14 protein-coding genes are annotated in these 16165 nt (G+C 50.0%); 9 read left to right on the top strand and 5 right to left on the bottom strand.

All coding sequences use genetic code 11. The annotated features are described in order from the left end of the window. The first annotated feature begins 25 nt into the window (after positions 1-25). From IOQ59_RS19825 to IOQ59_RS19795, 7 genes are all read left to right on the top strand, one after another. The gene (locus IOQ59_RS19825; protein ID WP_193955214.1) at positions 26-934 is read left to right on the top strand and encodes a LysR family transcriptional regulator; all 909 of its coding nucleotides are present in this window, start codon (positions 26-28) and stop codon (positions 932-934) included. 149 nt (positions 935-1083) lie between these two features. Beyond that, the gene (locus tag IOQ59_RS19820; RefSeq protein ID WP_193955213.1) at positions 1084-1617 is read left to right on the top strand and encodes an REP-associated tyrosine transposase; all 534 of its coding nucleotides are present in this window, start codon (positions 1084-1086) and stop codon (positions 1615-1617) included. 291 nt (positions 1618-1908) lie between these two features. Continuing rightward, positions 1909-2928, top strand: coding sequence for a TRAP transporter substrate-binding protein DctP (dctP, locus tag IOQ59_RS19815; RefSeq protein ID WP_193955212.1), 1020 nt, complete (start codon positions 1909-1911; stop codon positions 2926-2928). A 120-nt stretch (positions 2929-3048) separates the two neighbouring features. After that, on the top strand, positions 3049-3717 hold the full coding sequence (locus IOQ59_RS19810; RefSeq protein WP_193955211.1) for a TRAP transporter small permease: 669 nt from the start codon (positions 3049-3051) through the stop codon (positions 3715-3717). Continuing rightward, complete coding sequence (locus IOQ59_RS19805; protein WP_193955210.1) at positions 3714-5015, top strand: TRAP transporter large permease; 1302 nt, start codon at positions 3714-3716, stop codon at positions 5013-5015. Before IOQ59_RS19810 ends, IOQ59_RS19805 begins: the two co-directional genes overlap by 4 nt. A 358-nt stretch (positions 5016-5373) precedes the next feature. Further along, positions 5374-7053 carry a sensor domain-containing diguanylate cyclase gene (locus IOQ59_RS19800; protein WP_193955209.1) on the top strand — a complete coding sequence of 560 codons (1680 nt, stop codon included), beginning with the start codon at positions 5374-5376 and terminating at the stop codon, positions 7051-7053. 280 nt (positions 7054-7333) lie between these two features. Continuing rightward, on the top strand, positions 7334-8215 hold the full coding sequence (locus IOQ59_RS19795; protein ID WP_193955208.1) for a LysR substrate-binding domain-containing protein: 882 nt from the start codon (positions 7334-7336) through the stop codon (positions 8213-8215). A gap of 340 nt (positions 8216-8555) precedes the next feature. Here the strand turns inward: IOQ59_RS19795 and IOQ59_RS19790 are convergent, their stop codons facing one another. Together IOQ59_RS19790 and aptA are read right to left on the bottom strand one after the other, a co-directional pair. Beyond that, the gene (locus IOQ59_RS19790) at positions 8556-10046 is read right to left on the bottom strand and encodes a CoA-acylating methylmalonate-semialdehyde dehydrogenase (protein WP_193955207.1); all 1491 of its coding nucleotides are present in this window, start codon (positions 10044-10046) and stop codon (positions 8556-8558) included. 91 nt (positions 10047-10137) lie between these two features. Next, positions 10138-11484 carry an omega-aminotransferase AptA gene (aptA, locus tag IOQ59_RS19785; protein ID WP_193955206.1) on the bottom strand — a complete coding sequence of 449 codons (1347 nt, stop codon included), beginning with the start codon at positions 11482-11484 and terminating at the stop codon, positions 10138-10140. A 248-nt stretch (positions 11485-11732) separates the two neighbouring features. Here aptA and IOQ59_RS19780 point away from each other — a divergent pair, with 248 nt between their 5' ends. Further along, on the top strand, positions 11733-11915 hold the full coding sequence (locus tag IOQ59_RS19780; protein ID WP_193955205.1) for a hypothetical protein: 183 nt from the start codon (positions 11733-11735) through the stop codon (positions 11913-11915). Between the two features lie 120 nt (positions 11916-12035). Here the strand turns inward: IOQ59_RS19780 and IOQ59_RS19775 are convergent, their stop codons facing one another. After that, complete coding sequence (locus tag IOQ59_RS19775) at positions 12036-12566, bottom strand: hypothetical protein (protein ID WP_193955204.1); 531 nt, start codon at positions 12564-12566, stop codon at positions 12036-12038. 406 nt (positions 12567-12972) lie between these two features. Between IOQ59_RS19775 and IOQ59_RS19770 the strand changes: the two genes are divergently transcribed. Then, positions 12973-13968 (top strand): sensor domain-containing diguanylate cyclase, encoded by a 996-nt coding sequence (locus tag IOQ59_RS19770; protein WP_193955203.1) that lies wholly within the window; start codon positions 12973-12975, stop codon positions 13966-13968. A 62-nt stretch (positions 13969-14030) separates the two neighbouring features. On the opposite strand, the gene IOQ59_RS19765 is transcribed toward IOQ59_RS19770, so the two are convergent. Beyond that, positions 14031-14951 (bottom strand): AEC family transporter, encoded by a 921-nt coding sequence (locus tag IOQ59_RS19765; protein WP_193955202.1) that lies wholly within the window; start codon positions 14949-14951, stop codon positions 14031-14033. A gap of 96 nt (positions 14952-15047) precedes the next feature. Further along, entirely contained in the window at positions 15048-15917 is an 870-nt protein-coding gene (locus IOQ59_RS19760) for a LysR family transcriptional regulator (protein WP_193955201.1), read from the bottom strand. Positions 15918-16165: the final 248 nt, after the last annotated feature.

Raw genomic sequence — 16165 nt, 5'->3', positions numbered from 1 at the left:
ATATTAGATTGAGCACACCATCGACATGGCTAAGAAAAGTGAATTCAAGGGGCAGATCAGCGATGTAGATCTGCGCATGCTGCGTATCTACAAAGTGGTGGTCGAGTGCGGCGGCTTCTCTGCCGCCGAGGTTGAACTGAATATCAGCCGTGCGGCCATCAGCATCGCCATGTCAGACTTGGAAAGCCGGTTGGGATTTCGCCTCTGCCAACGTGGACGCTCGGGGTTTTCGCTGACAGAAGAGGGGCAACAGATCTACAACTACAGCCTGCAGCTGCTCTCATCAATCGAGGACTTTCGCACGCAGGTGAACACCCTGCACACGCAGCTCAAAGGTGAACTGAACATCGGCATCACGGACAACCTGGTCACCATGCCCAAGATGCTGATCACCAACGCATTGTCCGAACTGAAACAGCAAGGCCCGGAAGTGATCATCAATATCCGTATGATCCCGCCTAATGACATCGAGCTGGGCGTTCTGGATGGCAGACTGCATGTGGGCATTGTTCCAACTCTACGCGCGCTGGCGGGCCTGAACTATCACCCGTTATACGAAGAACGCTCTAAACTCTATTGCTCCCACAACCATCCATTGTTTGACGTGGACGACAGCGAAATAGACTTGAGTGCATGGGACGCGGTTGTCCCCGCCTATGCGCAAACCGCACTGATTAAAGCCTGCCACCAGCAGCTCAAAGCCACCGCCACCGCCACCGACCGCGAAGGGATCGCTTTCTTGATCCTCACCGGTCAGTACCTCGGCTACTTGCCGGAGCATCTTGCGCACCAGTGGGTCGCGGCTGGAAAAATGCGCGCCATCGATCCTGACAAACACCACTACGAAACTGACTTCTCCGTCATCACCCGCAAAGGCGCCCGCTCCAATCTCGTGTTAGAAACCTATCTTGAGCACCTGATGGGTGAAAGCTAGTACACCTGTTTTTGTTGGGAATCGCTAACGCTCGTCCCAACCTACGGGTGGTAATTGTGTAGGTTGGGACGAGCAAAGCGATTCCCAACACAGAGCCAAAAGAAGCTACACTCAGCATTTATCAATCAAGCCAATTAACAAGGATGTTAATGATGCTGTATCGACGTGCGTCACAAGCTGGCGGCACCTATTTCTTCACCGTAAATATCAACAACCGCAAGGACACTTTGCTGACAGATCACATCGATCTGTTACGCGATTGCGTGGCGTCTGTAAAACAGCGGCACCCTTTTCGTATTGATGCGATGGTTGTGCTGCCTGATCATCTTCATGCGATCTGGACATTGCCCACCAATGACAGCGCCTATGCCTCTCGATGGCGAATGATCAAAACATCGTTTTCCCGCAAGCTACCCAAGTCAGAAGTGATATCGCAGAGCCGTCAATCAAGGGGTGAACGTGGTGTGTGGCAGCGTCGATATTGGGAGCACCTCATCCGCAACAATGATGATTTAGAACGACATATGGATTACATCCATTTCAATCCGGTGAAGCACGGGTATGTTGGAAATCCTTCGGAATGGCCGTATTCGAGCATTCATCGCTATATCCAGCGGGGGTGGATCGATAACGATTGGGCAGCAAGCGGCGAGATCGACACCACTTGTTTCGGTGAGCGGTAACGTCGGGAATCGCTCGCGCTCGTCCCAACCTACGGGTGGTAGTGCTTAAGATTTGTGTAGGTTGGGACGAGCAAAGCGATTCCCAACAAACCCTCTCACTTACCCCTCTTTACACTACTTACACTTCAATCCCATTAAGTTAACCAATCACTTAACTTGGTTAAAATTATTTCAAATTTAACGAAACAATGTCATAGGCCAGAATCAATCTCACGCCTTCAGATCTGTTTATCAACGGACTTGCACCGAGGGTGATAAGAATGACCACAACAAAAAATATTAGAGGTCACTATGACAATCAAAAGCACCATTAAATCTACACTGTCTGCATGCGTCATCACCGCAGCGCTGACACTTCCAACCATGCAGTCTGCTCAGGCTGGTGACGAGTTCATGCTCGCACACGCCTACCCGACTGATCATATCTTCCATCTGGCATCCGAAACGTTCACCGACCAACTGGCGAAGCAAGGCTCTACCATGAGCGTTGACTACCATCCGGGTGGTGATCTGGGTGACTGGGCGTCTATTTTCGAGCAGAGCATGGAAGGTGTTGTACCGATGAGCATGAGCTTCGGTGCATCTGAATATGATCCTCGCCTCGACTTGTCCTGGTTGGGTTATGTTGTCGATAACTGGGATGATGCACGCAAAGTGTACGGCCCTAACGGCAAAATGACCGACGTATACAACGAGATTATGGATGACCTGGATCTGGTGGTACTGGGTACAATCCCAACCGGTTTCGGCTCCGTTGCAATCCGTAAAGGTGTTGACCGCATCCCAACCAACTTCCCGGTTGATGCCCAAGGCATCAAGATGCGCGTACCACCGGTGCCAATCGGCATTGAGCGTTTCAAAAACTGGGGCTTCACCGCAGTTCCAATGCCATTCTCTGAGCTGTACACCGCTCTGCAGCTGGGTACCGTTGATGGCCGTTCTTTTGGCCCATCCGTGGAAATCTGGCAGATGCGCGACGTACTGTCTGCATACATCCTGACCCGCGACTACTTCGAACACGCATTCTGGGTGGTAAACAAATCCTGGTTGGAAGATCTACCAGCGGATGAGCGTGCGAAAGTACTGGCCGCGGCCGATGTCACCCTGAATAAAATCTGGGACGAAGCACAAGCGATCGATGAAGGCTTCCTGAATAAAGTACGCGGCGCTGGCATCAAAGTCGTTGAGCTGAACCCAGAACAGATGAACAACGCCAAGCAAGCATTGTACGCCAACGAATGGCCGTTCATGGAAGGCATCGTAGGTCCTGAAATCATGACCATGATGCGCGACATTGCGGGCATCAAGTAAGAACTGACCTGTTCTAACCGTTTTGGTATCGCCCTCCTCGCTGTCCTGACCCCCAATATCGGGACAGCAAGGGCCCGAAGGGCGATACCCCTCCCGGATACTCTTTTCAGGATCAGTACCATGCAACAAGACAAGCTTTTCACACCTGTTAAATCCGTGGGTGACACCAAGATCTACGATTATGATCCAGATCTGAGTAAACACCCTATTCCTCCCCACTTACACGCGATTCCAGAACAACCCAATAACAAAGTTGACGGCTATCTGATTCGTTTCGAGCGAATCCTTAACTGGATGTTCCGCTCTATGATGATGCTGGCAGGCCTGGGGCTGGCCTTCCTGATGTTCTCTCAGGTCATCATGCGCTATGTGCTTGAGTCGCCCTTTACCGGCATTGAAGAAGCCTCCATCCTGCTTGCGGTCTGGATCTATTTCCTTGGTATGGGATATGCCACCCGTGAACGTGAACACATTCACGGCGGTATCGTCAGCCTGATCGTGAAAGACCCTTACAAGGTCAACATAATCCGCTTTATCGGTTCGATTACCTGCATGATCGCCGCCTGTATTTTTGGCTATTTCGCCTGTAAATACGCGATTAAAGAGCTGGACCGGGGTCGCCTGAGTATCAACCTGCGCTGGCCACGTGGCTTATGGAGCACCAGCATGATTGTCGGTTTTGCGATGATGGTGGGCTACTTCCTGCTCGAAACAATCAATGAATTCCGCGATCTGCGCCGCAAACATCGCGCTAGAAAATCACTAAACACCAAGGAGGCTGTGCAATGACATTATTTCTTGTCGCAATGCTCGTTGTTGTCATCCTGATCCTGATCGAAATTCCGGTGGCTTTTGCCTTTGGCATCGGCGCCGTGATGTTTGCGTTCACCACAGGCAACAACATCTCATTCCTGATCCCTCATGGCTTTAAGACCGCCAGCAGTTTTGCGCTACTGGCGCTGCCCCTGTTTATCTTTGCCGGCCTGTTAATGGCAGAAGGCGGAATCTCAGAACGATTACTGAACTTCGTTAACTCTATTGTCGGACGCATCAAAGGCGGACTTGGCGCCGTCACCGTACTGACCTGTGCACTGTTCGGCGCAATCTCAGGCAGCTCTTCTGCGGCGATCGCAGCGGTCGGTCAAATTATGATTCCGCGCATGGTTCGCGAGGGCTATCCTGCAGGCCACGCAACGGCATTAGTCGCTTGTTCATCCGTACTGGCTTTGCTGATTCCACCGAGCATTCCAATGATCGTATTTTCGATTACGGGCGGCTTGTCCGTTGGTGCAGCATTCCTGTCCACCATTGTTCCCGGCATTCTGCTTACGCTGCTGTATTGTGGTCTGAACATCTGGTTCCTGCGCAATAATCCAGATATTCAGGTCGATGCACCACTACCATTTGCACAAGCGGCAAAAGGCGTAGCTACAACCGGTTGCCACGCAGCCTTTGCATTGTTGATGCCTCTGATCATTCTGGGTGCCATCTATAGTGGTATCGCTACGCCAACAGAAGCTGCGGCCATTGCGGTAATTTACGCGATTCCTGTGGGCTTGTTTATTTACAAAGGCATGTCACTGAGCAGTCTGGGAGCAGTAACCGTACGTGCAGTCACCATGACCGGTTCAATTATGGCAGTGTTGTTTTTCCTGTTCATCATGAGTCGCGCGATGATTCTGGAGCAAGTACCACGTGATCTTGCGCTGGCCCTGCTCGAAATCTCAGACAACAAGTACGTGCTTCTGTTGCTGATCAATCTGCTGCTGTTACTGATCGGCATGATCGTTGATGATATTTCCGGCAGCGTTCTAGCAGCCATTATCTTCCTGCCAATCATCAACGAACTGGGTATTGATCCGATCCACTTTGCAGCCGTTGTGGGGGTTAACCTGGGTTTGGGTAACGTTTCGCCACCCTGTGCGCCGATGCTCTATATGGCAGGAGGGGTCAGCAAACTGTCACTCGACCGTTATATCACCCCTACATTGAAGTTCCTCTGCTTTGGCCACTTGCCGATGGTATTCCTGGTGACGTTTGTCCCAGAACTGTCCCTGTTCCTGCCGAAGTTATTGCTCGGTTACTAACCGCACTACCTCTCCGCTGAGATCGCTTTACCGCGACATCCTTTGCGTCGTTGTTCTGATACAACGGCGCCTTTTTCCCTGGCAGTAGAACCCACCAACGCTTCTTACGGAAGCTAAGATCATCGTATCCCAACATATTTTCAAACAAAAAAAATAAAAACACCGTTTGAGACCATAGAAAAAAAGCCTCCCCCCACACACAAAAAGCAATCACATCCCATTGATACTAATGTTTTTTACAGTTTAATTGCGCTTAACCCATTTATCTCGTCTACATTAAATCAAGTTCATTATTAAACGATAAAGAACAAGACGCACTGATATCTATGTATTGTGTGACAACTTTGGGAATGCAGTGGTGTTAAATAAATTGACTGAGCAAGAGAATGAGAAAGGATGCCAGCCTCTTGGCGCTGCAATCTTCCTACCTGCAATTTTTGTCTTCATACTCGGTATCCTGCTATCGCAAAGTGCATTCCACGTTAGTCGGTCCTACGAAGATGAACGCATCCGTGCCGACTTCGCACAATACGCTCAAACCCAAAGCCTGAGAGTTCAGGGACTGATTGAACAATCAACCATGCTATCAACCTCGTTCGCTGGCCTGTTTGAGGCACGGACACAACCTTCTCGAGAGGAATACCGACAATTCGCAAATACCGTACTGGAGAAACATCCGGAAATTACTGCCGTTCATTGGGCACCTCGCATACCTGACACCCAACGGACGCACTACGAGGCCAGACTGACTTCATTGGGCCTGGCTCCACTAGGAATATTCGATGTATCTGAAGAGGCTGATACAGTTGTACGAGCCCCTAGTCGTCAGGAATACTTCCCCATTTTTTACGCAGAACCTTTAGAACCGAATCGTAAAGCGGTTGGCCTTGATCCATTAGCGCGCCCCTTTAATACCATTACCATCCGCGATGCAGCAAAGAATGGTACCAAAGACACCACACAGCCCTTCCCTATCGTTCAGGACCCTGATGGACCACTTGCGGTCGCCATGTACCATCCTATCTACAACAACGAAAAGCCCATCAACACACAGACAGAACGCTGGAACGCACTAAAAGGTTACATCATCCTAATGCTGCGACCGGAAATCCTATTGCTCAAGTTACAGGATGCGTTAAGCACAAGAGATATCGGTATGAAGCTGTTTGATGTCTCTACCGAAAAGCCCATTCAGATCTATCCCCGATTAGGTGCGGGCACGGTAGCGGCCGATACAACCTCACCCAATGCAGACGACACCAGCCCACCATCAGTCAAAGCCAGTTTTCCCCTTCATGTTCCAGGCCGCACGTGGATACTTGAACTTCATGCGTCACCTGAATTTTTGTCCGCTAACAGGAGTCAGCACCCCTGGTTACTGTTAGCCGCATTGATTGCTCTCACTCTGATGATCGTGGTGCTCATGGCTAAATCTTCACGGCACGCGAAAACCTTATCCGCCTTAAATGCCAAACTCGTCGAAAGACAAAAAGTCCTGGATGAACTGGCATACTTTGATGCACTGACTGGCCTTCCTAACCGATTGCTACTGAATGATCGCCTTAAGATCGCCCTCTCTACAGAACACCGATTGGATAGCTTCTCAGCCATTTGCGTTCTGGATCTGGATGAGTTCAAAGAGATCAACGACTGTTACGGTCACCATGTTGGAGACTTAGTTTTAAAGACCGTCGCAAAGAGGCTTCAATCCTTTCTTCGGGAGTCAGATACCGCCGCGAGAGTGGGTGGTGATGAGTTCGTTTTGTTACTCCCCGGATTTAGCAATGGTGAGCGGCTACGCGAACTGTTCTTGCGAATAATTAACGGTATCGCTGAACCTATTTCTCTACCGAACGGTATAGACAGCGTTCAAGTATCAACCAGTATTGGTGTGGCGTTATCCGATAATAACGACCGGAACATCAAGGCCATTCTCCAGAATGCAGATTCCGCGATGTATCAAGCCAAAAGAGCGGGTAAAGGACAGTACTGTGTTTATGGCACTGATCGGGCCTCCATCGCAGAAGTGGCTGATTAACATGGACGCACACTAATCTGCAGAAGCGCGAAACAAACGGATGAATTTTATTCGTGTCCAATTCAGTACATCTATCAACGCCTGCCCACGTAAAAGCCGCGCCTTACTCAGATAATAGTTAGTATCAACATGGCCATTTTCAGTTAATTTTTCCTTAAACTCCTGATTCTCCATCATACAACCTCAATTTGATTAAATCCGTTTCGGCAGGAGATTAAGGTGATTTCCAGCGGCTAACAAAAGGTATATTCTCGCCTCACAAGTGAGTTAAAATCATCTGATGCATTTTACAATCCCCCTTAACAGCCTTAACACCTTCGCTTGCGCTGCACGTGTAGAGAGCTTTCAGCTTGCCGCCGAACAGCTGCATATCACACCGTCTGCGGTGAGCCATCAGATCCGAAAACTGGAACAGCAGCTGGACTACAAACTCTTTGAGCGCCTAGATAAGCAAGTACGCCTTACCACAGAGGGACAGCAACTCTTCCAATCGATTAATCGCCCACTGCATGAACTCTTTCAAGCATCCGAACACGCATTAATGCCGCCGAAGCCAACTGTTCAAATCAGCTCAGTGCCGATGTTTGCAACACGCTGGCTAATGCCAAGACTGGATCAGCTTCAGACTCAACATCCCGATATCGAACTTTCCATTCAAGCCACAACGGACTTAGTCAATGTCGATAGCAGTAATCTGGATTGTGTGATTCGTCAGGGCGACGGCTCATGGCCGGAGGTGAACAGCTTGAAACTCTTTAACGAACATCCGGTCGTCGTCTGCCGTACCAGTTTGTTGGAGAAATTAGGGGGAACACTCTCACCAGCAGAACTGATTCAGAAACCTCTGGTAGATGCAGTCGCACATACTGATCGTTGGAAAGCGTGGTTTGCCCAGGCAGATATTCGCACTGACCGGCGTATCTGTGTCATGAAGGTACAAACCGCAGCACAGGCAATTGAGGCATGCTCATTGAGCGACCTGTTTATACTGGTTGATAAATCGATGATCGAGCAGGAGATCGCCAATAACCAGCTCGCGGTTGCCTGCGACCAGAACAAACCGTCTCGATTCTCATACTATCTGGTGTGGTCTAAACAACGTGCGGAATCAGAGGCTTTTGTGAGATTTAAAGCGTGGATATGTAAGCAAGCGGAGTACTAAGCCGGAATACGGCCAGTCACTCCATACATGATGACATCTTTAGATGTTTCATCTCGCCTAAACAAAAAAAGCAGACCTCAATCCAAATCAAGGTCTGCAAAACGGGGTGTGAAGAAGGCACAGAGCATAAGTGCCTCATCACCAACGAGGTCCCGGAAGAGCTCTCCTTAACGCATGACTCCCAATGCGCCAAAAAGAAAACGGTGAAACGTCAGATCGGGTGGTGCATCGTGTGTTAGGCAAGGCTCACTCAACCCAGCCCAACACACATTGGGTAATGCGTTAGGAACCGCTATCGCGTATCCCAACTTACCCAATTCACAGGGTTATTCGTACTCCCTTAGCTTGGGAATGCGAAAGAAACCCCTTCACGCACACCGCTGGAAGGCCAGCGCTGGGTGATTGTTTTACGCTTGGTGTAGAAACGTACCGCATCAGGACCGTAAGCATGCAGGTCACCAAACAAAGAACGCTTCCAACCACCGAAGCTGTGGTAAGACACTGGCACTGGCAGCGGTACGTTGATGCCGACCATGCCAACCTGAATGTGATCAGAGAAGTAACGCGCCGCTTCGCCGTCACGGGTGAAGATGCAGGTACCGTTGCCGTATTCGTGATCGTTAATCAGCTGCATCGCTTCTTCCATGCTGTTCGCACGGACAACCTGCAATACAGGGCCAAAGATCTCTTCCTGATAGCTCTGCATCTCAGAAGTGACACCGTCGATCAAGGTAGCACCGACGAAGAAACCGTCTTCATAGCCTTCAACTTGAGGGTTACGACCATCAACGACAACCGTCGCGCCGTCAGCTTCTGCGCTGTCGATGTAACCGTTAACTTTCTGCTGGTGTGCACGAGTGATCACAGGACCAAAGTCGTTCTCGCGGTTGCTGTACGCACCCACTTTCAGCGGCTGCATAGCTTCACGCATTTTCGCAACCAGCGTGTCAGCAGCTTCATCACCAACAGCAACTGCTACAGACAGCGCCATGCAACGCTCACCGGAGGAACCAAACGCAGCACCCAGCAACTGGTTAACAGCGTTATCCATATCCGCATCCGGCATAACGATCGCGTGGTTTTTAGCGCCACCCAGTGCCTGACAACGTTTGCCGTTAGCATTCGCCGTGCTGTAGATGTATTCCGCAATTGGCGTAGAACCAACGAAGCTCACCGCTTTAACACGATCGTCGCTCAGCAGCACATCAACCGCTTCTTTGTCGCCGTTTACGACATTGATAACACCGTTTGGCAAACCCGCTTCCTGCAACAACTGCGCAATAAACAGGGTTGAAGATGGATCACGCTCAGACGGTTTCAGCACGAAGGTGTTACCGCATACGATCGCCATTGGGTACATCCAAAGCGGCACCATAGCCGGGAAGTTGAACGGCGTAATGCCTGCAACCACACCCAGTGGCTGGAACTCACTCCAGGAATCGATACCCGGACCTACATTACGGCTGTGCTCACCTTTCAGCAGTTCTGGCGCACCACATGCGTACTCAACATTTTCGATACCACGCAGCAGTTCACCCGCAGCATCGTGAGAGATCTTGCCGTGTTCTTCGCCGATCATCTCGCAGATCTTGTCTTTATTCGCATCCAGCAGGGCTTTAAAACGGAACATCACCTGCGCACGTTTCGCTGGCGGCGTGTCACGCCAAGCCGGGAACGCACGTTCTGCAGCCGCAATCGCTTCTTCTACAGTTTCAACGGATGCCAGCGCAACCTGCTTGCTCACAGCACCGGTAGATGGGTTGTATACGTCCTGCATGCGGGCTGCGTCATCGCGCATTGCGCCGTCGATCAGGTGGCCAATCATAGTCATAATGTTTCCTCGAGCTTTCTTATTGTGTGCTGGCCCCTATTCGCAAAAAGAGACCAGCAGGCTGACGGTGATGCGTCAGTACGTTATTTAATTAATCCAGTTCGTTGATGGAGTCGCCCAGCGCATTAATCAGGCTGTCGATCTCTTCAATCTCAACGGTGAACGGCAGACCCAGCTGAATGGTGTCGCCGCCATAACGAACATAGAAACCTTTCTCCCAACACTTCATCGCAATCTGATAGGGACGCAGTGCTGGCTCACCCGGTGCGGCTTCGATGCTTAATGCGCCGGCCAAACCGTAGTTACGAATATCCGATACGTATTTCGTACCTTTCAGGCTGTGCAACATCTCCTGGAACTGAGGCGATACCGCGTTCACACGCTCGATCAGCTTGTCGTTTTCCAGAATATCCAGCGATGCCAGACCCGCCGCACACGCAACAGGATGCGCGGAATAGGTATAACCGTGTGGCAACTCCAGCATGTAATCCGGACCACCGGTTTCCATGAAGGTGTCGTAAATTTCCTGCTTGGCGATGGTTGCACCCATCGGAATCACACCGTTGGTCATCTGTTTTGCAATGGTCATCAGATCCGGGGTCACACCAAACTCTTCAGCGCCGGTCTTAGAACCCACACGACCAAATGCAGTGATCACCTCATCAAAGATCAGCAGAATGTTGTGCTTGTCGCACAGTTCACGCAAACGCTTCAGATAACCCACCGGTGGCGGAATCACACCCGCAGAACCGGCCATTGGCTCTACGATCACTGCCGCGATATTTGAGGCATCGTGGGTGGCGATCAGATCTTCCAGATCATCGGCCAGATACACGCCGGTTTCCGGCATACCCTGCACGAACTTATTCTCTGGCAACAGGGTGTGCGGCAGATGGATTGCATCGATGCCCGGTCCGTAAATAGCACGGTTAGGACCAATACCACCCACACTGATACCGCCGTAGTTCACACCGTGATACCCCTTAGCGCGACCGATCAGGCGCGTTTTGCTGCCCTGACCTTTCTTGCGCCAGTACGCACGGGCAATCTTCAACGCAGTTTCAACCGATTCAGAACCGGAACCGGTGAAGAACACACGGTTTAAACCTTGCGGCATAAACTCCGTAATGCGGTGGGCCAATTCGAAAGATTTTGGGTGACCAAACTGGAACGCTGGCGAGTAATCCAGCTCTTTAACCTGCTTGCTGACCGCTTCGGTAATTTCCGGGCGGCTGTGACCAGCACCACAGGTCCATAGACCACACAGGCCATCAAAAATCTTACGACCGTCCGCAGCGGTGTAATAATTACCCTCTGCGGAAACAATCATGCGCGGGTCTTGCTTAAAATCACGGTTGCCGGTAAATGGCATCCAGTGAGCATCTAACTGGTCTTGTGACAATCCGCATAAAGACAGGTCATCATTTTTATTATTCATCTGCCACCTCATAAGGTTTGTAGCTGTAAAGCGAGGATCAAGTACATGCGATCCATTATGGACTGACTGATAGGTTGTTAAATTCAAACGTATTGAACTTACCTTAAGCATTTACTTACGTAACAGTTTTTCAAAAGGCTCTCAGAGTAAACATCGGGGCGACCGTTATTAGTTTATGATCAATATTGACAATAAATAATATTTGATAATAAACTACCAACACTGACAATAAACAAGAGAGTCGTTTAATGAGATCGTTCTGGTTTACCGTGGGTGTGTTATTACTGGGGTGGGTTGCCTGGGATATTTATGCGGGTTACACGCTGTTGTGGGACTTCGTATATCGTGACGTTCAGCCAGGTTTGTACTGGATCTGCGTAACGGTATGGGGCGTGCTGGGAATTAGCTGTTTCTTTTCATGGGGCGACTAAGCACCGTTTATGCCAAGTCCAGCAACACACCTTGGGCTTACTGCTGATAGATCCTTGAAGCGCGGCGTTGAATATCCTTTATGGAATACTCAATCTCTTGCGCTTCATAAGACAAAGGCGTTAAACGCCCCACTGCTCCTGAGTAAACGTCGCCTGACGTACTGCCATCAATGCAGATGTGATTCGCATCGCCTGATCTATCGCCTCATCCGACTCACCCAGTTGCTGCAAACTGGACACGTGACTGCGGAAGCAATTGTAACCACCGTTCACCATTGAGATTGCTATACATGCGTAGTGATAACCGATCTCGTCATGCACCTGTATACTCTGAAAATCCCGCATATGCAGTACATCCAGCGAACCACCTGCATTCACTTGCGCGAAATTACGGCTAAAGAAATACGGATTAGTCACCGCCATTCGGCTCAGGGCAAAACGTATATCTCGCTTTTCAGCATCAGGTACTGCATCGGTTAATTGGGCAGCAAAGTCTGTTAACGCTTTATCCCGGGCAGCCATCACGGATGACCAGACAACATAACGTTTACTGCTGGCCGTCAGTTGATCCTCGGACAACACCTGCGTTAGAAACTGTGCCTGATCTTCGCTGTCTTCCATAAACTGCATATCACCTATCGCTGCTGCCATCGTGTATCTCTCCGCTGAATATCCGCCCTGAAAAACCAAAAGTGTACAGATCTGAAGACTCTGCAAGCAAGATATCTTGCTTAAATCACGTGTGACCTACACGTCAATTTGCCCATTATGGGTAACAACTGCTAGATTGACTTGAAGCATTCAATATCTATTCAGGATGAAACAGGTTTAATCGGCATTTGCCAGTTAACAAGAGATCGGCTAAACCAAAGAGACGTTTGATAAAACAGATGATTATTTCTGAATCTGTATGATTTAGAAGAAGTATTACGAGGGATTGTGGTGCTTTGGCGTTTACACCAAGAACATATTGGTACCGTCTAACAAGATTCACTCGAACAAAGGGCGCCCTCCATTTTTAAATACGCGGCGTACTTTATAGAACAGGCTGCATGTGATGATAGATACGCAAACTTGCCTCTCCAGACACCTTCACCCATCTATTGATATAAGTAAGTGGCAGCGCACTGTAGATCTGATGTCACAGCTCTTTGACTCAGCCTGCGGCACCATCGTGCAATTTCGACAGCAGGAATTTAATGCGGTGGTTGCCAGCCTCAATGAAGGCAACTTTTTACAGCGCGATTCGTCATGGCCTTGGGAGATGAAGAGTTTTTGCCGGACCATCATAGAAACAGGCGAAGGCCTCTATGTGAGAGATGCACCCAATGAAGACAAATGGAAAGATGCAGACCCGGTAAAGGATGGCCCGGTGCGTTCCTACTTGGGTATGCCGATTACTTGGCCAGATGGCACGCTTTTCGGCACAATTTGCGTTATCGATACAAAAAGCAGCGACTATCAATCCAATCAGATAGAGCTGCTGGAACAGTTTCGCGACATGATCGACGCTGATCTGCGCATGATGTTTGCGTATGAAGAGATCAAAACACTGGCGCTCACCGACGAAATGACCGGCGTCAGCAACCGGCGCGGCTTGAAAGTACTGGGGGCTCAGCGGATCAAAGATGCCAAACGCTTTGGCCTGAGTATCGGGATTGCTTACCTTGATATCGATAATTTGAAGGCGCTAAACGATGAACATGGACATCAGGCTGGTGATGTCTGTATCTCTACACTGGCACAAGCAATGAAAAACTGCTGTCGAGAAAACGATATCATCGCCCGTTTGGGTGGTGACGAATTTGTAGTGATGTTGCTGACAGATACTCATGATCACCTTCAAGTACTCTGCCAACGCTTAGAAAACGAGTTCAATCGCCTATGCTCGGAGAGCGATATTTTAAGTGATAGTGGCATCAGCTATGGATATTGCTGTCGCCACGGCAACCACCCAATTTCGCTGGATACCCTGATCGAAGAAGCTGACCGGTCGATGTATAAACACAAAAAAGCGAAGAAACCAGAGCAATATGACACCGAAGCCCAGTAGGTTTCGCTCTAGGACGAGTAAGGCCGCCTAACTAAATGGTTCAGCGGCCTTTTTATTGTCTCTCAGGTTGGCAACAGCAAACCCAATGTCAGTGGCAGTGTAAAGAACGCCAACACTGTTTGTACGGTAATAATCGACGCCATTGCCTGATGGTTGCCGCCCAACTGACGTGCCAACACATAAGCAGACGGCGCAGTGGGGACCGCCATAAAAATCACCACCACTACCGCAGTTAGACCTTCCAGCCCCAACCACTGTCCCACCAATAAGGCCGCAATAGGTTTGGCGATAAACTGCACCACCGATGTAAACGCGATCATATCGGCACTGCTGCGCAGATCACCCAACCTTAGCGCAGCCCCCACCGATAGCAAAGCCATTGGCAACGCTGATTTACCCAGCATCGTCATCAAGTTATCAAATGCAGGCGCCAGCCCTACTCCGCTCAAATTGAGTGATAATCCAATAAAGCATCCGATAATCAGCGGATTCGTCACCAACTGATACGGCAGCTTACGCCAGCCGCCATCAGTGCGGTTTGCTACAGAAAAAGCCGACACACTTAAAATGTTCACCGATACAACAATCACCACCGTTGCTAACGCACCGACCATCAAGCCTTCATCACCAAACAAATTGTCCACCAGCGCCAATGCAATAAAACTGTTAAAGCGCACCCCACCCTGAAACATCGAGGTAAACGACGGCAGATCAACGGGACGGACAAACTTTTGCCAGATCACGATAAGCAGACTGCAAAAGAGCAAAACGGATACGAGTGTGACAAGCACTTCACCCCAGGCGAGATCCGATAACGGCTTGTTGGCCAGTGAGACCACCAGCAAACAGGGGGCGAACAGAAAATAGGTCAGTTTCTCCAACCCACTCCATACCGACTCCCCCACACCAAAATGCTGACGAGCCAGGTAACCGATCAGGACGGTCAGAATAATAGGAATTAACGCTTCGATAGCGACAGGCATGATGTTCTCCCAATGCAACTACCGCTTAGCTTACGCGTGGAGAAACAACAAAAAAATTTATCTTTTTTGATAGATAACTTAAAAAATATTTATATATTAAAGCTTAAGAAATTCTTCAATTAACACCTGAGCCAATGCCTTACGGCCATGATCACGCCGTTGATACAAGCCGACATTGCGGTGAATGACCGGATCGCCAAAGGGCACCAGACAAAAACGTTCTCTCAAATACTCTAGTCGATGGTTACCGACCGCCATGATTGTCAGCCCCAGCTTCTGTTCGACCATCATCAATGCAGCCTGCAAGGAATCCAGCTCCATCATTTCATCAGGAGCAATCCCCCGACGACGCAGCTCACTATCAATCATACTGCCGGCCCACGCACGGGGATCAAGCCGGATAAACGGGTAGCGCCTCAGCATTTCCGCATCCGACTGTACAGGGATATCTTTATGGGCAACGACGTAAAAAGGCTCACAGTCTAACGTCGCCCATTCATAATCCGGTGGGATACTGTGTTGGGGTTCAGTGATCAACACCGCATCCAGCTCACCACTTTCAACCCGCTGCGCCAGATCGATCGACATACCACGCAGCACTTTGATCTTCAGCAGCGGATAACGGTCACGAAGCCGCGCCAACACCGGCCCTAAGACGCCTGTTTGTACGCTGAAAACAGCGCCGAGCAGCAACTCACCATTGAACTGCCCCGCAGCACCCAAACCGTCACCCAACTGGTCGTACAGGGTGAGTATCTGTTCCGCCCGCTCCAACACCTTGCGACCATCATGGTTGAGCACCTGATTGCGTCCCACACGGTCAAACAAGCGCGCACCTAGCTGCTCCTCCAACTGACGGATCTGGATACTCACTGCGGCTTGCGTCAGTCCCAGCTTATCACCCGCCGCCGCAAAGCTGCCTTGCTGCACAATGGCACACAACGTTTTTAATGCCTTAACCGACATTCACATACCCTCAATTTCGCTATCCTGATTGATCCGATCAGGTGTGAATCAATCTAGCACAGTCAGCGGTGCGGAGTGAAAGTCAGATGCATTGCTGTGGGATCGGGTCAATATGAAGGCTTGTGTTGGGTATCGCGTTGCTCAACCCAACCTACATCCAGGCATGCGGTCACGTAGGTTGGGACGAGCGCAGCGATTCCCAACATCCAAATCCCATCACCCTCACGTAGGTTGGGACCAACACAGCG

It is taken from the genome of Pontibacterium sinense (assembly GCF_015209595.1).
GTDB classification, from domain to species: Bacteria; Pseudomonadota; Gammaproteobacteria; order Pseudomonadales; family Balneatricaceae; genus Pontibacterium; species Pontibacterium sinense.
The sequence above is the reverse complement of the archived record's forward strand: the minus strand, read 5'-3'. Positions and strand labels throughout refer to the sequence as shown.